At 45.0% G+C, this 22,741-nt stretch carries 21 protein-coding genes; 9 read left to right on the forward strand and 12 right to left on the reverse strand.

What is annotated here, in order from left to right; all coding sequences use genetic code 11:
* Window positions 1-28: 28 nt before the first annotated feature.
* On the reverse strand, window positions 29-400 hold the full coding sequence (locus tag L5M29_RS15140) for a hypothetical protein (RefSeq protein WP_263168522.1): 372 nt from the start codon (window positions 398-400) through the stop codon (window positions 29-31).
* 293 nt (window positions 401-693) lie between these two features.
* Here L5M29_RS15140 and L5M29_RS15145 point away from each other — a divergent pair, with 293 nt between their 5' ends.
* Window positions 694-2,814, forward strand: a complete 2,121-nt coding sequence (locus tag L5M29_RS15145) for a putative bifunctional diguanylate cyclase/phosphodiesterase (RefSeq protein ID WP_263168524.1) — start codon at window positions 694-696, stop codon at window positions 2,812-2,814.
* A gap of 459 nt (window positions 2,815-3,273) precedes the next feature.
* On the opposite strand, the gene L5M29_RS15150 is transcribed toward L5M29_RS15145, so the two are convergent.
* Complete coding sequence (locus tag L5M29_RS15150; protein ID WP_263168527.1) at window positions 3,274-3,870, reverse strand: tRNA-uridine aminocarboxypropyltransferase; 597 nt, start codon at window positions 3,868-3,870, stop codon at window positions 3,274-3,276.
* A gap of 141 nt (window positions 3,871-4,011) precedes the next feature.
* A complete protein-coding gene (locus tag L5M29_RS15155; RefSeq protein WP_113940291.1) occupies window positions 4,012-5,220 on the reverse strand; it encodes a multidrug effflux MFS transporter in 1,209 nt (402 codons plus the stop codon).
* Window positions 5,221-5,333: 113 nt separating this feature from the next.
* Between L5M29_RS15155 and L5M29_RS15160 the strand changes: the two genes are divergently transcribed.
* Window positions 5,334-6,305 carry a LysR family transcriptional regulator gene (locus L5M29_RS15160; protein ID WP_113940290.1) on the forward strand — a complete coding sequence of 324 codons (972 nt, stop codon included), beginning with the start codon at window positions 5,334-5,336 and terminating at the stop codon, window positions 6,303-6,305.
* Window positions 6,306-6,388: 83 nt separating this feature from the next.
* Here L5M29_RS15160 and L5M29_RS15165 read toward each other — a convergent pair whose 3' ends face one another.
* Complete coding sequence (locus L5M29_RS15165) at window positions 6,389-8,260, reverse strand: methyl-accepting chemotaxis protein (RefSeq protein WP_263168530.1); 1,872 nt, start codon at window positions 8,258-8,260, stop codon at window positions 6,389-6,391.
* A 376-nt stretch (window positions 8,261-8,636) separates the two neighbouring features.
* Here L5M29_RS15165 and L5M29_RS15170 point away from each other — a divergent pair, with 376 nt between their 5' ends.
* Window positions 8,637-8,984 carry a hypothetical protein gene (locus L5M29_RS15170; protein ID WP_263168532.1) on the forward strand — a complete coding sequence of 116 codons (348 nt, stop codon included), beginning with the start codon at window positions 8,637-8,639 and terminating at the stop codon, window positions 8,982-8,984.
* A gap of 22 nt (window positions 8,985-9,006) precedes the next feature.
* Here the strand turns inward: L5M29_RS15170 and L5M29_RS15175 are convergent, their stop codons facing one another.
* Window positions 9,007-10,485, reverse strand: a complete 1,479-nt coding sequence (locus L5M29_RS15175; RefSeq protein ID WP_263168533.1) for a DUF4145 domain-containing protein — start codon at window positions 10,483-10,485, stop codon at window positions 9,007-9,009.
* Window positions 10,486-10,518: 33 nt separating this feature from the next.
* On the reverse strand, window positions 10,519-11,226 hold the full coding sequence (locus L5M29_RS15180) for a hypothetical protein (RefSeq protein WP_105250588.1): 708 nt from the start codon (window positions 11,224-11,226) through the stop codon (window positions 10,519-10,521).
* Window positions 11,227-11,416: 190 nt separating this feature from the next.
* Between L5M29_RS15180 and L5M29_RS15185 the strand changes: the two genes are divergently transcribed.
* Both L5M29_RS15185 and L5M29_RS15190 read left to right on the forward strand, forming a co-directional pair.
* Complete coding sequence (locus L5M29_RS15185; RefSeq protein WP_263168535.1) at window positions 11,417-11,947, forward strand: DUF2780 domain-containing protein; 531 nt, start codon at window positions 11,417-11,419, stop codon at window positions 11,945-11,947.
* A gap of 100 nt (window positions 11,948-12,047) precedes the next feature.
* Window positions 12,048-12,509 (forward strand): TerB family tellurite resistance protein, encoded by a 462-nt coding sequence (locus tag L5M29_RS15190; RefSeq protein WP_263168537.1) that lies wholly within the window; start codon window positions 12,048-12,050, stop codon window positions 12,507-12,509.
* A 177-nt stretch (window positions 12,510-12,686) separates the two neighbouring features.
* On the opposite strand, the gene L5M29_RS15195 is transcribed toward L5M29_RS15190, so the two are convergent.
* Both L5M29_RS15195 and yjeH read right to left on the reverse strand, forming a co-directional pair.
* Complete coding sequence (locus tag L5M29_RS15195) at window positions 12,687-13,511, reverse strand: HDOD domain-containing protein (RefSeq protein ID WP_173248173.1); 825 nt, start codon at window positions 13,509-13,511, stop codon at window positions 12,687-12,689.
* A 288-nt stretch (window positions 13,512-13,799) separates the two neighbouring features.
* The gene (yjeH, locus tag L5M29_RS15200; RefSeq protein WP_113940284.1) at window positions 13,800-15,062 is read right to left on the reverse strand and encodes an L-methionine/branched-chain amino acid transporter; all 1,263 of its coding nucleotides are present in this window, start codon (window positions 15,060-15,062) and stop codon (window positions 13,800-13,802) included.
* 251 nt (window positions 15,063-15,313) lie between these two features.
* Between yjeH and L5M29_RS15205 the strand changes: the two genes are divergently transcribed.
* Window positions 15,314-15,745, forward strand: a complete 432-nt coding sequence (locus tag L5M29_RS15205; RefSeq protein WP_006079646.1) for an Lrp/AsnC family transcriptional regulator — start codon at window positions 15,314-15,316, stop codon at window positions 15,743-15,745.
* A gap of 269 nt (window positions 15,746-16,014) precedes the next feature.
* On the opposite strand, the gene nrfD is transcribed toward L5M29_RS15205, so the two are convergent.
* The 4 genes from nrfD to L5M29_RS15225 form a co-directional block, all read right to left on the reverse strand.
* On the reverse strand, window positions 16,015-16,956 hold the full coding sequence (gene nrfD / locus L5M29_RS15210; protein WP_105250593.1) for a cytochrome c nitrite reductase subunit NrfD: 942 nt from the start codon (window positions 16,954-16,956) through the stop codon (window positions 16,015-16,017).
* Window positions 16,953-17,639 carry a 4Fe-4S dicluster domain-containing protein gene (locus L5M29_RS15215; protein ID WP_105250594.1) on the reverse strand — a complete coding sequence of 229 codons (687 nt, stop codon included), beginning with the start codon at window positions 17,637-17,639 and terminating at the stop codon, window positions 16,953-16,955. Before L5M29_RS15215 ends, nrfD begins: the two co-directional genes overlap by 4 nt.
* Window positions 17,640-17,643: 4 nt before the next feature.
* Window positions 17,644-18,108, reverse strand: coding sequence for a cytochrome c3 family protein (locus tag L5M29_RS15220; protein WP_263168539.1), 465 nt, complete (start codon window positions 18,106-18,108; stop codon window positions 17,644-17,646).
* A 76-nt stretch (window positions 18,109-18,184) separates the two neighbouring features.
* The gene (locus tag L5M29_RS15225) at window positions 18,185-18,661 is read right to left on the reverse strand and encodes a DUF2726 domain-containing protein (RefSeq protein ID WP_105250596.1); all 477 of its coding nucleotides are present in this window, start codon (window positions 18,659-18,661) and stop codon (window positions 18,185-18,187) included.
* 409 nt (window positions 18,662-19,070) lie between these two features.
* Here L5M29_RS15225 and L5M29_RS15230 point away from each other — a divergent pair, with 409 nt between their 5' ends.
* From L5M29_RS15230 to menH, 3 genes are all read left to right on the forward strand, one after another.
* The gene (locus L5M29_RS15230; protein WP_105250597.1) at window positions 19,071-20,039 is read left to right on the forward strand and encodes a LysR family transcriptional regulator; all 969 of its coding nucleotides are present in this window, start codon (window positions 19,071-19,073) and stop codon (window positions 20,037-20,039) included.
* Window positions 20,040-20,224: 185 nt separating this feature from the next.
* Entirely contained in the window at window positions 20,225-21,946 is a 1,722-nt protein-coding gene (gene menD / locus L5M29_RS15235) for a 2-succinyl-5-enolpyruvyl-6-hydroxy-3-cyclohexene-1-carboxylic-acid synthase (RefSeq protein WP_263168541.1), read from the forward strand.
* Window positions 21,946-22,734 carry a 2-succinyl-6-hydroxy-2,4-cyclohexadiene-1-carboxylate synthase gene (gene menH / locus L5M29_RS15240; RefSeq protein ID WP_263168544.1) on the forward strand — a complete coding sequence of 263 codons (789 nt, stop codon included), beginning with the start codon at window positions 21,946-21,948 and terminating at the stop codon, window positions 22,732-22,734. The genes menD and menH overlap by 1 nt, the downstream gene beginning before the upstream one ends.
* Window positions 22,735-22,741: the final 7 nt, after the last annotated feature.

Genomic DNA, 22,741 nt, shown 5'->3' on the forward strand with positions numbered 1-22,741 from the left:
GCTGAAATCGACTGTGTCGATGGCCTGATTAAGGTTTAGGGATTTTACGCTCTTTTGCGGCGGCTTCTTTTGCTTCCCGTAAATATTTTTGCTCGCGACTTTCTCTTTCGTCGAACTGTTTTTGTGCCTTAAGTTTTTGCTGCGCTTCCCAATCGTTGGTTTGAGATTGTTGCTTAATTTTATCTTCCCGCTCTGCCGTCTCTTTAGTGGCTTGACGGGCCTTTTCTAATTGAGCCTGTTCTAATCGCTGTGAGTCGATGCGAGCCTTATCGGCTTTTTGCTCTAGGGTCAATCTAGGCTTTGGCGCCTCGGCGGCATTCGCTAACGCGAGATGAAAACTAAAGATGAGGACTAGCGATATTAATATTTTAGAGATTAACACTTTAAATAAATACGCCATTCCATGTCTCCTTGTATTCGATAATTGAATGAATCAATGATAAAAGCCAATTCACGCAAGATGTGCAAAACATAGCATAAAATCTGCCTAAGCTTGAAATATGCAGCAGGTGTTCTTAAAAAATATGCTTGAATACAAGTCTTAAACTACACTTTTTAAATTTCTATTTGAGTGAAACAACAATTAGGTTTATTTTTAACCCCATTGGAATGATGTACTATTGGGCAACTTCGTGTTCAACGAAGACCTAAAAATGGGATGTGACTATTTTGCGTCACAAGGGAGTATCCTGAATGATCAGATGGCAACACTTACTTAAGAAACTCAGTACAGATGATCCTGTAATGCAAGAAAAGCTGTCTCTCTGGCAAGCACATCCCCATAAAACCCCCTTAGCCTTAATTCAAGGCTTTAGCTTTATTAGTGCCAACCAAGCCACCCTCAGTTATTTTGAGACTGAATACGATGCTTTTGTGAATGCGACTCCCTATGATTTTTCTCCGAGGATCCAATCTTCAGGCCGCAATAGTGTTGAATTTGCACGGGAAATGATCCTCGAAGCCATTGCAGGCAATAATGTTGAATTCAACTGGCTGCACATGAGCCAACAAGGCAATGAACTGCCGACTCGAATTAATCTCTATCGCTGTTATCTGCAACAACAGCCCGTGGTACTCGTTGAATTACAAGCTCTTAATCGCCGCAATCAAATGCGCGAAACGATTTCTGATGGTTTTGCTCATATTCCCAAAGAAATTTTGTCGACCACGCTCGAAGAAAGTGCCGAAGCTGTGTATATCACTGACACTGATAATCAAATTTTGGCTGTCAATAAAGCCATGTGTCGTATTTGCGGCTATAGCGCTGAGCAGCTCATCAGTAAAACCCCTGAATTTTTAGAAGTAAGAACCCATAATATGGGGGAAGAAACCGAATGCCAAATCGCCTTGAAACAAAGGGGATTTTGGCAGGGCGAAACATGGAAAAGACGTTCAGATGGCAGTAACTTTCCTGCTTGGCAGAGCAGTCGTAAAATCGTCACTGAAGATAATGCTCATTATAATGTGAATATTTTCAGTGATATTAGTACTAAAAAACTATTAGAAACCCAGCTAACAACTCGGGCTATGTACGATACCTTGACTGGATTACCTAATCGGTTCCATCTCAAACAGATCCTCAATAGTGCCCTCGAAAAACTTAAAACTGATCCCCTCGCACTGGGGGCGTTGATGTTTTTAGATCTCAATGGTTTCAAGAATATCAACGACAGCTTCGGTCACTCCATGGGCGATAGAGTATTACAACTCGTCGCCGCCAGACTCGAAGCAGGTTGTATCGAAAAGGCCGACATAGCCCGTATGGGCGGAGATGAGTTTACCTTAGTGCTGCAAGACTGTAGCTGCAAAGATGAAATCCAACTGTTTGCAGAACAGATTCTCAGCTTATTTGAGAGCCCCTTTGAAATTGAAGGCCAAAAGTTCTTCCTCGGCACCAGCATAGGCATCGCGCTATTTCCTACCCACAGTAACCAAGCGGGACAGCTGATTAGTCTTGCCGATACTGCCATGTATTGCGCTAAAAAGAGCTTACCGCATCTCGTGTTTTACGATAAGGAGATGAGCCTAGCAGCCGAGTTAAAATTACAGTTAATCAATAACCTAAGACATGCGCATAGCCTAAAACAATTCACTCTCGCTTATCAAGCCATAGTCGATTTACACACAAATCAAACTATTGCTGCCGAAGCCCTGCTCCGCTGGCAGAAGTCACCGACAGAATATTATGAAGCTGCCGACTTTGTGCCATTGCTTGAGGAAACAGGATTAATTGTCAGCATTGGCCAATGGGTATTAGAACAGGCCTGTGTACAAGCGGCCCTCTGGCGAGCACATTATCAACCCGACTTTAGAATTTCAGTCAATGTGTCACCACTGCAATTAGAACACTTAGATTTTATCGACCAAGTGATAAATGCCTTAGAAATTGCGAAGTTACCTGCTGAAGCACTGATTTTAGAAATTACCGAATCGGCATTGTTACGACAACCGGAGCAAGCACGACTCACACTCAATCGTATCAAAGCGTTAGGTGTCAGTATTGCCATCGATGATTTTGGGACTGGGTTATCGTCACTCAGTCGCTTAGGGACTTTGCCAATAGACAGCGTCAAAATTGATGCCGAGTTTGCCTTGCGCTTAAACGAAGTCTCAGGACAAAAGCTCTGCAATGCTATAGTGCAACTCGCACAAGCACTCGACATTCACTTCGTCGCAGAAGGTATTGAAACTCAACAACAAAAAGACATAATGACAGATATGGGCCAAGGTTTCGCCCAAGGATTTCTATTTGGCTACCCGAGTTCAGTTGAAAACTTCACCCAAGCCTTTCTTGCTGAAAAACGCTTAGCCTAGAACAGATTTAGGACTGCCGATGTTCGCATCGGCTCGATAATCCGACTTGCGTACCAAATTATCGCTCTCAACGTTTACAACGGAAAACGAAAGATTTCGCTAAGGTTTTATCGAAATATTTTGATGGGGCGCGAACTAAGGGGAAAGATTTTCTTGCAGAAAACATACGATTTAAGCTCGATAGCCCTGCCAGCACGCCATTTACTAATAGTAATGAATGGAATCACTCCCCTGCAAAGCAATTGGCTGGCAAAGCTATCTCATCATTTGCTGCGCAAATGAATCCTAGTTATTAAACCGTATTTCACATTACGTTAGCGTGATCTGAATAAGATTTTGACTATTTTAATTCGTACGGAGTCTCAAAACTCAATAACTTAAAAGCACTAATTCATACTTAAAAAATCTAAGACTCAATAGCCTTAACCTCATCAACTATACCTTACCACTGGATTCATTTTAGTTCTGATAACGAACCTGCACTGTACTCGGCATCGCCTTAATCCGCAATTCCACCATAGCATCAAATGCCATCATTAACGGCTGAACATCAAGGGTAGGATCGAGGGCGCTTAACATATAAGCGCAAGCTTCTAAGGTCGATAAACTATCGCTACGACTCGATTTACGGATCCGATAGCGCGATTCATAACCTTCAGCCAAATGCACCGCAGGATACTGGGTTAACCAAGGATTCAGTTGCAGCATTTTGAATGCCTTACGCCAAGTGCCATCGAGCAACAGCAATATACAATCAGGATTAATACGTTGCTGTTCAACACTTACACTTAACGCAGAGGGGTAGACGAGATAAATAGGCTTATTACACGCCGCTAAATATTCCCGTAAACCGTTGAAATCAGACTCGCTTTCACCCACATAAACTTGCGTTTTAGGTACAGCAAGACTCAATACCCGCACACTATTCTTTTTATGTTCGACTTCACTCGGGTGCTGTAAAACCACCAACTGAGTCATTGGAGAGATAGGCTGAACGCTCGCACATAAGCAAGCATTTTGCGGATAACGACAGATAGCACAATAGTGACGGGACAAGCTTTACCCTCGATTTAGTGAGTTATTTTACGAGTATACCAAAGGATAAAAGGGTATTAGACACAATAAAAAATACCCACAGTTCGCGGTCAAACAAACTGTGGGTAAAGGGTGTACTCTGTAATTAATCAGTGCCGCGAACTAATGCTCGCCAACTAACTGCTCTTGGTGCCAGTGGTCGAATCGACTCAGCGCCATCATCAACAATAAACCGATAGAAAACACACCCATGACGAGTGCCACTGCGTAAGGTGCAGTTAAATTCGTTTGCTGTATAAGTCCAGCTAAAACGGATGCACCACTCATCTGAATAAAACCTAGCATAGCCGCGGCAGTCCCCGCTCGTTCACCGAAAGCTGACAGTGCCATACTCGTCGCAGGGCCGAGTAAGAAGGCAAATCCCACACATAACAACATCATAGGTAACATGAAGTTAAAAGCTGCTGCCATCCCTGTATTTGGACCAAACTGTTGACCCGCCACTGTCGCCACTGAAGACAGAACGAGTAAAGACAGAGCCAAAATAACCGTTGGACGATTACCCAATTTGCGAATGACGATCGGTGCCGCAAAACAGGCCACGATATTGAACACAGCATTGAGTCCGAATAAGCCACTAAACGCCAGCTCAGAAACCCCTAAATGCCCAATCAACCACACAGGCGCATAAGACACATAACTCAAAATAGCCGCCATAGCCGACATACAAGCAAAGGCATAAAACAAAAAGTGGGTGTTACCGAGTACAGGTTTGAATCTGCCCCAACGGTAAAGTGGGCCAGTAGTAACAGTGTTGGCTGGACGAGTCTCAGGTAAGCGATAACCAACAACGAGCATCATCAACATGGCATATAACGTCATGAAAACGAAGGTTGAACGCCAGCCGAATTGCATCGCTAACAAGCCACCTAAGGTTGGTGCTAAAGCTGGGATCACGCAAATCGCGCCATTTAAGTAACTGTAAATTTTAGCGCCTTCTTTTTGTGAGTAGCAGTCGCGCACTGCACTAAACACCACAATAGAAGTTGAACAGGCGGCTAAACCTTGCAGCACACGAGCAATCTGTAACCAATGAAACTCGATGGCCGCGGCAGCGAGAAGACTACTTGCGCCGTAGAGTAAGACCCCGAAAATGGCCACAGGACGGCGGCCATAACGGTCGGCTAATGGCCCAATCAACACTTGGCCTAAGCCCATGGCGAATAAAAACAATACGAGCGTGGATTGCACATCACTGGCAGATACGGCGAATTCTGTCGCCATAGTTGGCATTGAAGGTAAATAAATATCGATGGCTAATGGGCTGAGCAGCACCATAGACATCAGGATAGGTAACAGATTGCGCCGCATAAATAATCTCAGTTGATCAGGGAAAGGTATTTCAGTGGGCGCTATTTTAATTAACTCAAGGTATGAACAGAAATGGTATAATTTCCAAAGTAAATTTCCTCTGAGGAATATCTGTGAATATCGACAACTTAGCCAGAATCGATTTGAACTTGCTGGTCATACTCAAAGTGCTGCTAGAGGAGCAAAGTGTCACTCGCGCCGCCAGCCGATTACATATAAGTCAGTCAGCCCTCAGTAAGAGCTTAAATCGACTCCGAGAAACCTTAGATGATCCCCTATTTCAGCGCACGGCGCATGGCTTAAAACCCACCGCGCACGCCCTCATTCTTGGGCAAAAACTGCCGAATATATTGCAAGACTTGTATCAACTCACTCAGCCTCCGACCTTTAATCCTGCCAGTAGCAATCGACAATTTTCTTTTGCCATGGTGGAAAGCGCCTATGAAACCCTAATCCCATATTTTATCGGCCCTATGCTGACCACGGCACCCAACGTCAAACTCGACTCCTATGTCTGGACCGAAAAATCGATGCAGGATTTGCAGCAAGGGCAAATCGACTTTGGCATTTCAGGGCGAGATTTGCATCCACTGTCGGATTTTCAAGTGGATCGCCTGCCCGAAGGGATTGCCTATCAAACATTATTTACCGATCAACAAGTCTGCTTAGTGCGAGAGGATCACCCGCTGATGGCGGCGCTCACCTCAGAACAATGGAATTTACCCCTTTACCTCGATATGGCCCATGTGCAGGTTCGTTGTGAAGGTAGTGATTGGTGGGCACTGGATTACTTTCTTGCCGATCTTGGGCATAGACGCCGGATCAGCACGACTGTACCCGACTTTTATGGTGCAGCCAGCGTTTGCGCCCACAGCAATTTAATCTTCACTCTGCCGTCGAGCTTTGCCCGTCACGCCTGCCAACTTTATCCGCTCAAACAACTGCCACTGCCTTTCGAATTTATGCCAATGGCCTATGTGTTGTTATGGCATCAAAGAAATGATGAAGATCAAGGGCATAAATGGATTAGAGAAACCATTTGTCAAAGTGTGGCTAAGTTATTCAATCCCACAGAAATGCTTTAACACGACAAAAACGATCAGTAAAAAGCCCGACAAAGCAAAGGCTTTATCGGGCTAATATCGAGGCACGCTATTAAGAATAGCGATTACAGAATAAATGTCGCGACTTGCGCATTCAGGTCATTAGCGCGAGCTTTTAACCCCCTCGCCTGTGCCAAATCTGCCATGGCCGACGCGGTAATCTCATCGGTCACATCTTTAATCGCAACCGTATTCTGGGTTATTTCACCCGTCACTTGAGTCTGTTCTTCCGCTGCGGTAGCAATTTGGCCTGCCATATCAGAAATCACGTTGACCGCTTGCGTAATCTCTTCAAGGGCTTTCGCCGCCGCATTGGCATCTTCTACGCTATGACCCGCTAATGCTTGGCTGCTTTCCATCAAGCTGACTGCTCGAGCGGTAGTGCGTTGTAGCGTTTCAATCGTGGTATGTACTTCCTGAGTCGAATCCTGTGTACGACGTGAAAGCACTCGAACTTCATCGGCAACGACCGCAAAACCACGGCCTTGCTCGCCAGCACGAGCCGCTTCAATGGCTGCGTTAAGCGCCAACAGGTTAGTTTGCTCAGCAATCCCTTGAATTGTCGCCAGAATACTCGAGATAGACTTAGCGTGACGACTTAAATCGCCAATGACATCCGTTGCTTGAGTCACTTCATCGGCGAGAGAATTAATCGAGTTACGAGTTTTATTCACTAACTCTTTGCCCTGTAAACTGCTCGCAGCTGACTGTTGAGCCGCTGTTGCCGTGCTCTCAGCATTGGCTGCGATCTCATTAGTCGCACTCGCCATTTCAGTTACCGCAGTCGCGACCATAGCGACTTCTTGCTGCTGACGTTGTAACTCGGCAACAGAAGTTTGCGTGGTGGCAAGACTACGTTCAGCATCGGCATCTAACTCATTCGCTAATTGGCGAATATGGCTGATCAGCTGATGTTGACTGCCCACAAAGCGGTTAAAGCTGTCGGCAAGCACGCCCACTTCATCTTGAGTATCGACAGAAATACGTTGAGTTAAATCACCATTACCATCGGCAATACGCGCAAGGGCTTGCGATACTCGACTCAGAGGACCCAGTAACATGCCAACTAACCAAGAAATGGCTAACACACTCAGCAACAGTACGAGTGCAGAGAGACCCAGTTGAGTGAGTAATAGGTTAGACAATGGCGCTTCTAGCGTTTCCTTATCAAGCACTAACACTAATTCCCAATCTGTATTAGGGATATCAACGCTCCAGACTAATTTGTCACGTCCTTCATTTTCAAAATACATAGGCAACAGAGTGCCCGCTGCACGGCTCTGTTCCGGTAAGTTGCGATTAAGCTCGTTGTCGATTTCACCTATAGGTTTCATCGTCTTAGCTTGATCTTTATAAGCGATCACTGTGCCATCTTTGTGCATCATGATGGCATAACCGTTTGCCGGTAACTTCATCCGATTAACACCGTCAACTAGGCTTGCGATAGATAAGTCACCACCCACAACACCTTGTGCGGTAGGCTGTGCCATAGTCACAACCAGAATGTTATAGGCAACATCCACGTAAGGTTTTGTCAAAATAAGACCGCGCTCACTGATGGCTTGTTGATACCAAGGGCGGCTGCGAGGATCATAGCCCGTACGATCAATACTCGGATCAGAATCCAACATTTGCCCTGCTTGAGAGCCAAAATAGGTCAGCTGAAAACGGCCCGATGCCTGTGCTTGTTGAAGTGTATTGAGGCTGTCACCTTCAACTTTGTTCGCCAGGGCTCCCATAATATCTTGGCGGCCAGCCAACCATTCTTGGATCCGCTCAGCCTGCTGTTCACCTAAGCGCTGCACTTGTTCTAGGCTGTTTTGTAACAGCTGGGATTTTTGGCTGGAATAACTTTGCCATGACAACAAACCAATCACGAGTGAAAGGGCTGCCACGACAGAGAACAGAATTTTTTGCTTGAGCGAATATGAGTTCATGTTGGCGTCTAATTAATTAACAAAGCAGTGAAACAAGAGGGTGTTTGAGCGGGTCGAACGAACATTTACAACCAATATAATAAGGCGGCTAACTGAGCTAAAACTGCAGTTAAATTTGAGCTGAATTTTCTCATATTCTGTACAGTTAGCAAAGAAATTGCTCAGATTTACATCAAAAAGATTTTAGCAAACACATATAATTAACCAACCGTTATTCGAGCAACAACATATAGATAGGCATGCGATCACATATCAAAGTAATGCGCAACACCAAAATGGCCTCCGGAGTAAAATAAAGTAAATTAATCAAGATTAACGTGACCTATACGTACTCGCTATTGCACACTAAATGTCCACTGCCTATCGAGGAGTTCTTATGATTTTTCAACAGTTCCAACAGAGCCCACTGCAGACCCGAATTTCTGGCCCACGGGCTTGGTTAGCGATGGCAATTAGCATTAGCCTAATTTTTTTATCACTATTTTTATTGCCCTTCGTGCTCTTATTTGGCGCGATTGCGCTCGGTTGTTTAGTCCTATTTAGCCGTTTTTATATGGCACGTCAGTTGGCTAAGTTTAATCAGGCTCAGGCAAGCGCAACGCAGCATGCCCACGCGACAGAGGAGCCGCAGAGTCAGGTTTATGGATCTGACACTATTGTTAGGGAATCTAATGCGGCACGCCATCAAGGGCGCACTTTTGAGCATAAAGAGGATGAACACTAGTTCAATCGAAGCAAAACTGCGCTTAAGCGAGTAAGGTCTGCGCGCGTTTAAGGCTATGAATTTCGGCGGGATCTTGGGTTACCTCAAGCACATTTTCAATCTGTAATACCAGTGAACGCCACAGAGGCTCGATAATATCCGCCTCTTTTTTATTGGCATTTTGCCGTGCCAGCTTAAGTAAAGCCGCAGATCCAACGACATCAATTCGCCCTAAGATACCGTCGGCCAGTGCCATACTCAGCTCAATCATCGCAGGCACACTGTGGCTATATTTGATCACTTGGCGCAAATAATCCTCAGCTTGAGTCAAATCACTGCCAAAGGCATTGTCATCATTGAGCATATGCTGCGCCCGCGTGAGCATAGCATCGAGTTGTCCTTGCTCGGCAGCTTCGGCCATCCAATGCTCACTGGCAATCATATCTCGAGTACAGCCATCTCCATTGGCAAGCATTAATGCTAAATGATACTGGGCATGGGGATAACCTGCTTGCGCGGCTTTGCTTATAAAATGATAGGCTTGAGTTAAGTTCTTTTGCTGGTAATGCAATACACCTAGATTCGCCATCGCTTCGGTTTGCTCGCCATCTGCCGCACCTTGTAAATATTGCTGTGCTAACTTGCTGTCGGGTTGAAACGACTCACTGCCTACAAGATAAAAATATCCCAATAACGCCATCGCATTGACCACACCTGCTGCTGCTGCAGTGGCAATGATCTGTTCACCTTTAGCCACTTCTGGCGCGCCTTGATAACCGTGGATCAGTGCTACGCCATGCTCATGTAAGGCTTCCATGTGCTTAGGTGCCGCAAGGGAAAACCAATAGGCCGCCCGGGCAAAACTGTCAGCAGCGCTAATGTGAGAAATGACATTTAGAGGTGAAACTATGGATAAATCTTGGCTTGATATAGCTTCGGCTTCAGCCACAAGTTCTTGCTCTTTGAGCAGTTCTTGTTCTTTCAGTATCAAAGCCTTGGTCTTAAACGATATCCCCACCAAATACTGCGCTTGCGGGTCATCTTCCATCACAGCGCGGTAGCACAAGTCCCTCACCGTCATTGCGTCAGTCGCTTCATAACAGTAGGCAGGGGCAACTCGACCTTTAACCTTAGGATACAAGTGCTCGACTAAAGTCAGAACATCTTTAATGGATTTTTGCGCTAGTGCGAGTAATTGTTCCTGGGTGAGATGGTATTTCTCAGGATGAGCACCGCGGTTACCGTCGGCACGCAATCGATGCAGGGCACGAGTGGTCTTCACATCAATCACGCGCCGCTGATTTAGCTGTTCGATCCTATCGTATAAATTCGGACTGGAAAACGCGATTTGCTTATCTTGCCCCAGTAACTCTGTAAGTTTATGGGTAAAACTGCGAATGTGTAGCAGCGACTGTGTCGGTACATCCTGCACATAGCTTTTCGCCTTGAGGTAATCATCACTCAAGGAGACCGAAAAATCGTGGATAAACTCACTATCCTTAATGACTGTTTTCGTCCCCATGAGTGATTCCCTGCAGGCTGAATTGATGTTGCACTATTCGACGCTTGGTTTTTTCGACACCATATATAAGCGGAACAAAGCGACGTTAACGAATAATCCAATAAAAGACATAAAAGTATCCGCTAACATTTGCACAGGTAATCCGCCCATGGACGCTAACCCAGAAAGCTGGCTACCTATGACAGAGAGTGGTAAATATAACATCAATAATGCAATGGTTTTCAGTACGATAGGACCACTAAAACTAAAACTACCCTTAATCGCTTCTAGCGGTGTTAAGCGCTCAACCACAACCATAAAGTTCACATAGGCTAAACGTGCAAAGAGATAGAAGCTAATTACCAATCCTACCAGCCACACAGGACCGAAGGCGGCAAACAGCATCACTGGTGCTAAAATCGCTAGACCAGAAAACACCCCAGCCAATAATAATGGTGGAACAAAAGGTAAACTCGCCTTCAACACCACTCCCGCTGAAGGACTATGCCCTTGTGAGCGCAGTTCTAAAAACAGAGTCAAAGCGGCAATTAATACCGAAAAAGTAAGTAGTAACAGCATCATGGCGATCATATGCGGTGCGCCAAACTGTGGGTTTTCTAGATCAACTTTACTCATCTCTATACCAAGCCATAACTGGATCCCCACTTGGATCAAGAGTAATGGGATCGTCAGCATAGCGAGTTGCGCCAGATGATTACGGAAGAAGTTATAGGCTTCTGACAAAATTGCGGATAGTGACATGCGACTTTCCAAATAATTGAAATGAATTAACACTTAGAATTGCCGCTAAGGATACCGAAAATCCCTTGGCAATGCACAGTAGAAATCACCAGTGTGAACCGTAAATCACAGAAAACTACTGCAACAAAAGTGACAAACCCGCTAAACTGTCCAGCGAACTCGTGCGCAAACCATCAAAGGACGCTTCCATATGAAACACACTCTGACCTTCTCTATCCTCCTCAGCACTTGTATTTTAGCGGCGCCCGCCAGTGCAGGCTGGTTAGATAACTTGGCAGGAACTCAAGCCAAAACTGAAAAAACGACCACTACGGCAGCGGCAACTCAGTCGAATGATTTAGTTGGCAGCGTAATGTCACAATTGGGTTTAAACCAAACTCAAGCCGAAGGTGGCTTAGGCAGTTTATTAGGCTTAGCGCAATCAAGCCTAGGAACAACCGACTACTCAAAACTGGCTGCCAGCATTCCTAATGCCGATAGTTTGCTAGCCGCTGCGCCTAAATTGGACTCAAAATCGGGTGTTTCTGGCTTATTATCCAAAGCGGGTGATTTAGGTTCATCACTGCAAGGCAGTGCTATGGTATTAGACGCCTTTGAAAAATTGGGTATTTCTAAAGATCTAGCAATGCCAATGATCAACATAGCTAAGTCTTACTTAGATACCAATGGCACTGAAGGCACCTCAGACTTACTGGTGAAAGGCCTGAACTCGCTACTGTAATTCAGTCTTACCTCACCCTAAGCAATACAAGGTTTAGGGTGAACTTTCACTTCCCAATCGACTCTACTTTATATTCCCTCCAGCATGAGAACCGCCAAATATGATTGCGAAATTAAGACGATTTTTTGAAGCTCATACTCAAGCAGTCTCCCCTGAAGACAAGGCACATCAACTTAAACTGGCCGCAGCGAGTATGTTACTTGAAGTCGTGTTTGCCGATGAGACCTTAACGGCAGAGGAAGAAGCCTTATTACCTAAGCTGCTAACCGATACCTTATCAATGTCAGAAGTAGACGCTAATATACTGATTGATGAAGCTAAAAGCGTACAAGGCAGCGCGACCTCACTCTTTGAATTCACCTCAGCCATTAACGCTGAATTTAGCCTAGCGCAAAAGCAGCAATTGTTGCTCGCAATGTGGCAACTGGCCTACGCCGATGGCCAGCTATCCCAATATGAAGACCAGATCATTCGACGCACTGCTGATTTGTTGCACCTCAAACACAGCGAGTTGATCCAAATGCGTAATCTTGCCATAGCTGCAACCCAACAAACTGGCTAGCCACATCCGCTATTCAGTCAAAGTGCAAATCAACAAAAGCCCATAAAAAAGCGTGAATGCGAAACACCCGTTTCCCATTCACGCGATTGTCTTCTTAAGACTAAATTGATATCGCTCTTTGGCTAAAAATATTTTTACTGCAGCCCTACTCACCAAAACACTAAGCGAAACAAAATTCTAAGCTAACGCTTTACCGATCTCATATCCCGAACCGTGTAATTCAGTCAACTTAGTCCTTAGCCCGCCCATCTCCATCTTCAATCCTTTCTTAGTCGCTAATTGAGATAACCAACTGGTTTTTTCATCATCCTCAATCGTATCCCACTCATCTAGAACTTTGTAAGATAAGCATAATAACGCAGCAAGTTTTGAAAATGGGTTTGAATCCTTAGGGTGGTCTTGATACAAAATGCCTTGCACTAACGCTGGTGTAAACTTCCAATTTTTCGCTAGTAATGCGCCAATATCAGGGGAATCATATCCAAGTAACTCGCGCTCAAACTGATGCTTATCTTTACCCTGCGCCACAGCTTCGGCAATTTTCGCCGCATCTTCAGGCGATACTGCCGCAATCAATAGATCGCCAATACGATGTAAAATACCGCAAGTAAAAGCCTCTTCTGGGACTGCGCCACAACGCTTTGCCATTTCTTGGCTATAAAGCGCAATCTCAAAGGTTTGCCCCCAAAACTGGGCTAAATCTATTCCTTCACACTTAGGGACTGCACCAATCACCGCCGATGCGAGCACTAAGGTTCGTAGGGTTTGCATCCCAAGACGCACAACAGCTTCATCGATAGTGCCAACCTCTCGACTACGTCCATAGTGGGCACAATTAGCAAGGCGTAACACCCTAGCGCTGATTAAGGGATCGTGTGAAACTTTAGTGGCAATGCTTTTTACTGTCGCATTGTCATCATTGACCGCATCTAACAATTCACTGATCGCCTTAGGTAACCTAGGTAACTCATCGACACGATTGAGCAACGCAGCTGAATCCATATTTATTCTCCTTCCGTATGAATGATCAAAATATAGAACACAAGTTATCGCCTCGCTCACCGAGATACATTAAATATCAGTAATGTGCAGTCCTTCGGCAACAAAGCTTGGCGGCCATCAGACTTAAGGTTTACCTCTGTATTTCATTCAATTTAATCGCACTCAATCATATCCAGTTTCGAAATCCACTAAGCCACACAAAAAAGCCCCAAACTCTTATGACAATAAAGAGTTCGGGGCTTTTTTAATTAACCCATCATGTTGATTTAGCCCCAGAGGGTGCGAATATTACTCAGGTAACGCCAAACTTTGTTTGCGACTAATATGGGTCTTTTGCCACCACAAAAATGGTGCGACCACTAAGATCAACACAAGCACATAGGACATACTTGCACCTAGGGCAAAACCTAATACTAAGCAAAACGCACAACCCAGCGCCACCAGCGGCCAATTGTGCCGTGGTAATAACTTAGCGGCAGCGAGCATAGCCATCAAATAGATCACCACAAATACGCCGTTGCTCCATGCGATAAGGTGCTCTAGCTCTTGCCCGGTAAGGTAAGTCAGTACAATCACGCTTGCCATCACAGATAACAGCGCAGCAAGTGCTCGAATGGGCACACCGTGGGCATTCTTAACGGCAAAGAAGCGCGGTAAAATGCCTTCACAACTAAAACTCCAGACCAGACGTGCCGCACTGGCCGCATACACGTTAACGGTTGCCAATCCACTTGCAATACCTAACACACCAATCACTTGTGCGCCGTAACCACCGAGTAGTTGGTCAAACACGCCGATCATGGCGACACTTTTATCTGTCGGCACTAATAGCAATAAAAGTGTACAAGCCACATAAATCACGCCCACCAGCACTGTGCCCATCATCATAGCGGGGATCATATCCTGCTGCGGACGACGAAAATCATCGGCAAGATGGGTCATAGCTTCTATACCCAAGAAACTCCAAAAAGCGATGCCAGCGGCAATCATCACGGTCGGCATTTCAGGCATACCATGGCTAGCAAGTGTCGTGAGATGACCTTGCTGAAAACTACTCGCACCAAACAAGACCACAACAACGGCGACTATGCAAAGTGTCAGGCCAAATTGCAGCTTAGCCGACACTTGGATGCCTCTTAAATTAATCAGAAACAAGCCAAAAATCACGAGTATTTCAACACCAACCTTGGACCAACCCGATATCGGGATTAAGGCATTCACAAACTGAAAGGTCATCAAAATCGCGGCCGGTGCCCCCATGGGCACAACCAGTAAAAAGATCAGTCCAATTGTTCGACCAGCAGTGCGACCAAAGGCTTTTTCGACAAAGTAAGCGGGGCCTGCGGCATGGGGAAATACACTCGCTAAACGACCAAAGACAAGTGCCACTGGAATAATGGCCAAGGTTAACAAGATCCATGCGACTAAGGCGCCAGAATGCGCTTTTTCAATAGTCATCTGAGGCAAAATAAATACCCCTGTACCGAGCAAAGTGGTCGCCATTAAACCCGCACCTTGCCAACGACCTATAGTTCCGCTATTTGAATTCATCTGTTAATATTCTGTGGTTTTTGAGCTGTCAGTATAATGAGATTTCGCCCTACAATCTGCCGTTAATTTCAGTGTTCTCCACGTCCAATACCGGCAAAATCGCGGCAAATAACGTTATTTCCATCAAAATGACGGCCAGCTTAAATTTTGGTAAAATTTTAAGCAAAAATACTCAGCAAATTCTGTGGTTATTCAAACCAATGGCAAAATAACACACAGATTCAATATAGCCATTTTCACTGGAGTCACCCTTGGATAAATTCGATACGGCCATCATTCATAGTTTGCGTCAGGATGCGCGCCAGAGCGTGTCGAATATCGCCGAACAGGTAAATCTATCCCGTAGTGCGGTTGCCGAGCGCATAAAAAAGCTCGAACAAACTGGAGTGATCCGTGGCTATCAAGTGCTCTTGAGTGAGTCGCAAAAAGAAGGAGTATCGGCTTATTTCGAAATCCAGCATCAATGTCCACGTTGCGCCGACGTGGTACACGTATTCCAAGCGATCCCCGAAGTAATTACCTGCCGTGGTATTTCTGGTGATATGGATTTACTCGTGTACGTGCATGCGCCCTCGATGCGCCGCCTGCATGAGATCCGTGAGTATATCGACACTCACACTGACATCATCAAGATCAAAACCCATGTGGTAATGAGTGAATGGATTAATAACCTCGGCGAGTAAATCGTGCCTCCCTAAAACAAGAAACGCCACCCTTAGGAATAAGGTGGCGAGGCCCGTTTGGAGGCAGGGCAAAATATTGAAGTGTAAAATATGGCATCCTTGCCCAGCGACCTCCCTGTTACACAACCAACCGCGGCTAGACTTAACCCTTGAGAGCTCAGCCAGCGCCGCAAGGGCCTCATCTACAATGTTTTCCTTTGACATTGTTTCCGCGATCCGTCGATTCCATTGATTATTATGATTTTTTCGTCATTAATTAACGGTACGCCTTAAGCAATCGTCATTTGTCCTGTATAGAGTATGAAGTTACGTAGCAGTAATACCCCGATCAAGCTCAAGCAAGCCGTCCCCGCCACATAGGCCCATTTCCGTTTAGATGTCGCCGTCATAAACAGATTCATCGCCAATGGTCCAGACAAACCGAGTCCAATAATACCAAGCCAGAAAATCCATCCCCAGAAGCCATACCCTAAGGCATTAAAGGCGGCTATTTTACTCTGCCCACCTGTTAGCACTAAGCCCATAAAGAAGGTAAAAATCAGCACGATTTCAACTAAAATCAGTGGGATTTCAACCTTGTGGATAAAGTGCACCTCTTTGTCATTAGGTTTGCCATTCATCAACACGCCACCGAGTAAAGATGATGCCGCACCGGAAGACAAACCAGATGCCAAAAACAGCAGAGGTAACACAGGATTTTTAAGCATGGGATAGCCTGGCAAGGCCGAGAGCAGGAAGCCTGTATACGCGCCCAATGCCAAGGATAGAATCACGAGCAATCCTGTAATTGTCGCTTCAAATCGAGCCAATAATGCGGTCAACTTAAGCACAATAGGAAAGCGTGTTTCACACCAAGCATCAACAGGTTTACGGAAAGTCAAACCAATCCACATAAACATAAACACTTGGTAAATCAGCAGAATAAGCACGCCCATCGACATGACAGATTTAGGGTTGTAGAACACCAAAATCTTCCAAAAATCGAGAGGTTTAGTTAAGTCTGCGACCAATATCCCTAACCCGGCCATCACAGCGACAGGCGCGACAATACAAGCGGCTCGCACAAAACCAGACTGATAGGCGTTTTGCTTCAAAACAAAATGTTTCAACAGTACGGCGAAGAACATGGCTCCCGCAGATACACCCGCTAAAAACAGGTAAATTGCAATCGGCCAATGCCACACTAAGGTATCAAAATGTAGGGCACTCATAGTATCACCTCCCCTGATTTTGCAACGATACGGAACAATTTAGGTCTCGTTCCAAGATCAACCTTAGTGCGCTGGGTTGGATTAGACCGCAGAACTTGAACAACCTCAGAAGTCGGATCTTTTAAATTACCGAACACGAGTGCCTTTGTTGGACAAGCAGCAACACAGGCAGGTTGTTTACCTTGAGCTAGGTTAGTTTCTCGGCAGAAATCACACTTATCCGCCGCATGGGTGACAGGATTAATAAAACGGACTTGATAAGGACAAGCTGCAATACAGTATTGGCAACCTACGCATTTCCATGCATCGACAGAAACGATACCCGTTTCTTTATCAATAAATGCAGCTCCAGTTGGACATACATTTACACAGGGCGCGTCTTCACAATGCTGACAAGACTTGCGACTAAAGTGATAAAACTGATTAGGGTATTCGCCAAAGGGACCCGCTTGCTTAATTTGAAGCCTAGACACACCTTCGGGTACATTATTCACTTCACGACAAGCCACCTCACACGCTTGGCAACCTATACACTTAGTTTCATCATGAATAAGTGCATATTTGACATCAGGTTCTGCTTTAACACTATCCGATGCATTCACTGTGGCGAGTAATGATGCACCTGTAGCGCCGGCAAATAAGGCACAGGTGCCTTTTAGAAATCTTCTTTTTGAATTTTCCATAACCTTACTCCTGCTTGCCAGTGTGGCAACTGCGACATAGCTCACTGCGAACCTTCGGCGTCATATCCGCCATTGGATCCGTTGGGCTATGTAATTTATGGCAGGCGGCACAAGGCACTTTTTGAGCATGTACGTTATGCGTCCAATCTGCACCACTGAGTTTTTTCTTGGTATGACATTTCTGACACACTCTCAGCTGAACCGTCAGATCCGACGATTCTTCCATACCAAAGACCACCATATCATTCGGTTTCTTAGGGTGATCGCCCTTTTCTCCATGACAGGAAGAACAGCTCATTTTCATCGCATCTTGACCATGATGCCCTAACATTTGACCATTACGCTTGTGACACTTCATACAAGCATCACTGTTAATTTGATTGGCTGGCTCAGCACTCATTGCAGAAAAGCTTAAAAGCAACGCAGCAGCACCTAAGCGTAACGACCACAGCCATTGTCTTTTGGACATAGGAAGTCCTCACATTTATCCGTAGGAAGGTAAAGAAGGGGTCGAGTTCGGATAATTCCGAACCCGACGGTCAAGATCACACAGCCAAGGCTTGCTTAAGACTCTGAGTATCCCACTGTTTATGCTGGTTCATTTCAATGAAACTGATATTGAACTTGCTAAACAGTTTTTTCAGTGGTGAGTTAGTTTCTTTGCCAAAATCACTGATAACCATTTTCACTTCAGATGAATCATGGTCGATCAATACATAATCGAGTCGGCATTCATGATTTAATTCCGTATCATGTTTGTCCATCTCAAATACAGTGTCTAATGGCACGTTACAACAAACATCGTATTTACCTTCAACAACTGTTTTTAATGATTTAAAAAAATTGAAGCTTTGTTTATCAAACAATACTGGTTTAAGTTTCATCTCATGATGTGCGGCTTCATCAGGACCTGCTTTAAAAAACTTAATGCAAGTCATGACAAACATCACAAACACGAATGGTACTGCTACGAATAGTACGAAGTACATAAACGCATAGCTGAGAATGACTGAAGTATTCATACACGCCTCCAAAAACTAATTTATTTTTTGTTATCTCCTTTAAAGCAACTTTAGTATTATTTGAAAACACTTATCTTTTCTTGACACATGTCACACTTGCAAATAACAACTTAAATATAAACAATGATTTACATGGCGCGTCACATTGCAAAATTATGTAAATCTTAAATACAAATATTGATACTTGATAATTCAGTATTTGCATTTTAAATATGCAAATATCAGTTTTTGAAATTTTAAATTTTATGAAAAACCATTTTAAATATTAAAAATAAAACAAAAAAACCTTTGATACACATAGATAAAATCTAGATCCAAAACTTGGGATTAGTTTCACATTAAAATTATTAATTAGCACCATAATTAGGCATTGATTTAAGTATTTGCTCAATATTAAGGAATATAAAAAATGCACATTAGTAACATGGATGGCCTCGATATTCTGAGTTTAAAAATACTTGTTTCATTATATGAGAACAAGTCAGCAACCTATGTATCGAAAGCGCTAGACATTCCAGCCCCTAAAATCAGCCGTAGCCTTAAAAATCTACGGGAAATTTTTGGTGATGAGTTATTTATTCGTCGTAAATATGGCTTATTCCCAAATGAGTTTGCTACTCATTTATATCCAATTGCAAAAGAAGCAATTGAGTGTACTGATAAGTTTCAAAAAGCCAGAATAGCAAACACTCGCCAAGTTAAGACACATGTCGAAATTGCAGCGCCAGGATTAATTGCCTACACCTTTCCTAAAGCCTTGATGCAGGCTATTAAAGAAGAGCAAAAACCCATGCACATTAATATAAACCCTTGGTCTATGCATACGACTCAAGACATTATTAATGGTGATACAACCCTAGGTATTTGTTGCAATAAAAGTGCTGCCGATGTTGCCGCCTTCGGCGATAAACTGCTAACGACTGAATTGCAACGTATGGACAAACTCTACCTGATTGCTAGCAGACATCATCCTATTTTTAAACGGGAAATCACCCTAGAAACGATTGCGGAATACCCCTATGTCAATACGGATCTTGGTAATCCCAGCACCAAATTGAGTCCATACCAAGAGTTTTGCATAACGAATGGCATTAAACTCAATACTGAAATTACCATTACCAGTATTTCAAGTTTGTTTGAATATCTAGGCGAAAGTAATGCAGTCTCCCTATTGCCTTATCGGATAGTTTACGAAATGGTGAGTGATATTCCTGAACTGCATACGTGTCAACTATCGCAGTATGAAGCAGAACGTTTATATGCAGATACAGAAACGCCAACGATTTTCTTAGTGCAAAAAAATCAGCCTAATGCAATCAATGAGGACTTGAAATGGTTAAGCGGAGAGATTAAAAAAATCGTCGATCGTATTATCTAGCCAAGCAATAGCTCAACATATCCAAACAACAAACCACCGATACACGAGGTGATAGGCATCCTCTGCCTTAGCTTAGGCTCCACCTCAGCCCCCATGCGATCCACTCGAGAATTGTTAAACCAAGCATACATCTTGGAGCATAAACACGTTACACTAAGCCCATCTTTATCCTAATAGATTCAGCTATGCGGACCGAAAATACAGCCACTCTTAATCTTATTTGGGGCGCCCTTATTCTTGAGGAGTTAGCACGTCTTGGCGTGCAACATGTGTGTATGGCGCCGGGCTCGCGCTCAACACCGTTAACCCTCGCCGCCGCCCAGCAAACTAAACTCCAGCGTCACTTACATTTCGACGAGCGTGGGCTCGGCTTTATGGCCTTAGGTCTAGCCAAAGCCAGCCGCGCACCGGTCGCCATCATTACGACCTCAGGCACAGCAGTCGCCAACTTGTACCCCGCCATTGTGGAGGCGTGGCTGACCCATGTACCTTTAATCGTCTTAAGTGGCGATCGTCCGCCAGAATTACTCGGCTGCGGTGCTAATCAAGCCATAGTCCAACAGGGAATTTTTGCGAATTACGCCACCCAAGTGAATTTGCCAACACCGGATACACATATCGCACCGCAGGCGTTGCTTACCACAGTGGATGAAGCGGTGGCGAATCAAACTCGCCCAGTGCACATCAACTGCATGTACCGTGAGCCCTTGTATCCGAGTGAACTCAGTGGCGCGATTCTCGATGCCGAATCACCTTACCTCAAACCATTGCAAACTTGGCTACAGCTCGCACGTCCGTATACCCAATACGGCAAGAGCAAACAGGTGAGCAGCCCAAGTGACGATGCCATTATGCGGTTCGTCCACGGTAAAGGGGTGATCGTTGTCGGTACTCTCACGCCTGAACAAGATCCACAACAGCTCATTGCCCTATCGCAAAAAATCGGCTGGCCATTACTTACCGATGCCCAGTCGCAACTGCGTCAGCATCCCGCGGCAATAGGTAATATTGATCAACTGTTGCAACATCCAAAGGCGCGCAATCTATTGCAGGAAGCGGATCGTGTACTCGTATTCGGCGGCCGTTTATTATCAAAACGCTTGATAGGTTATCTCGCCGAGCAAAATTGGCACAGCTATTGGCAGGTTTTACCAGAACAAGACAGGCTTGACCCTAGCCACAATGCTAAACACATTTGGCACGCGAATGCACAGCAGTTTGCAGCCTTAAATTGGTATCGCTCATCCTCGGCAAACTGGGCGAATACCCTAATCACCTATAACGATGAATTGCATAACTTATTTGTGCGCAATATCGACCAAGGGGAGTTTGGTGAAGCACAAGTTGTGCGCGCCATCGCCAATACTCGTCCGCTAGAACAGCAGCTTTTTATCGGCAACAGCCTGCCTGTACGCTTGTACGACATGTATGCCCCTGTCAGTTGTTGTACGGCAACCACTTATACTAATCGTGGCGCATCGGGTATTGACGGATTACTCGCCACCGCCTGCGGTATTGCGGCCCATGAAGGCAAACCCACGAGTTTAATCATCGGTGATTTATCACAACTGCACGATCTTAACTCGCTGGCCATCGCTAAAGGCTTAACCAGCCCGCTAGTGATCGTGATCCTCAATAACGATGGCGGTAACATCTTCAACTTATTGCCCGTTCCCAATGAACAAGTCCGTAGCGATTATTATCGACTCAGCCACGGTTTAGAATTTGGCTACGCCGCAGCTATGTTTAATTTGCCCTATAATCAAGTGGATAATTTAGCCGATTTTCAAGATAGCTATAATGAAGCGCTGGATTTTCAGGGGGCTTCGATCATTGAAGTCAATGTAAGTCAAACACAAGCCAGCGACCAAATCGCCGAGCTCAACTTGTGGGTGAAACAAAGCTAATGCCAACCATGGCCCGTTACGGTAATTCTTCACTACCGACCTTAGTGCTACTGCATGGATTTTTAGGCACTAAGGCCGACTGGTTGCCGTTAATGCCTGCGCTAAGCCAGCACTTTCACTGTATTTGCTTAGACCTGCCGGGCCATGGGGATAACCAAAGGGAGTTGAAGCCAACCGAATTAGATGGATTTAACCAATGTGTTGAAGATGTGTTGGCACACCTGAATGGCCTTCATATTGGTCAATTCCATCTCTACGGTTATTCTCTCGGTGGTCGTATTGCTCTGCACCTTGCCAAAGCCTATCCAGAAAGACTACTGAGCCTAAACCTCGAATCCTGCCATCCTGGACTTACAGACCCGCAAGAAAAACTTGCCAGAATCAAAAATGATACCCAGTGGGCCGAGCGTTTACTGCATCTGAATAGCAAAGACTTTTTAAGCTTGTGGTATCAGCAGCCCGTATTTGCCGATATGACGGCTACCAAACGAAAAACCTTAATAGAGCATCGTTCTGCAGCATTAGATCTGCATCCTAAACTGCGGCTTAAAGAGGTATTCATAGCCACCTCACTCGCACACCAAGCATCGATGTGGGATGTACCTTTGCAGCTTACCTGTGAGTGCCATTTCTTTGCGGGCAACCAAGATGCTAAGTTCCACGCCCTCGCCCAAGAGTGGCAATTACACGCGCCCATCCTCGTCCATAGTATTCACGGCGCCGGCCACAACATACACCAAGCCGCTCCCGAGGCATTAACCTCAAAAATAGTGAAGTTGCTAGGGTAATGACAGA

It is taken from the genome of Shewanella sp. SM95, assembly GCF_025653595.1.
Taxonomy (GTDB): domain Bacteria; phylum Pseudomonadota; class Gammaproteobacteria; order Enterobacterales; family Shewanellaceae; genus Shewanella; species Shewanella oncorhynchi.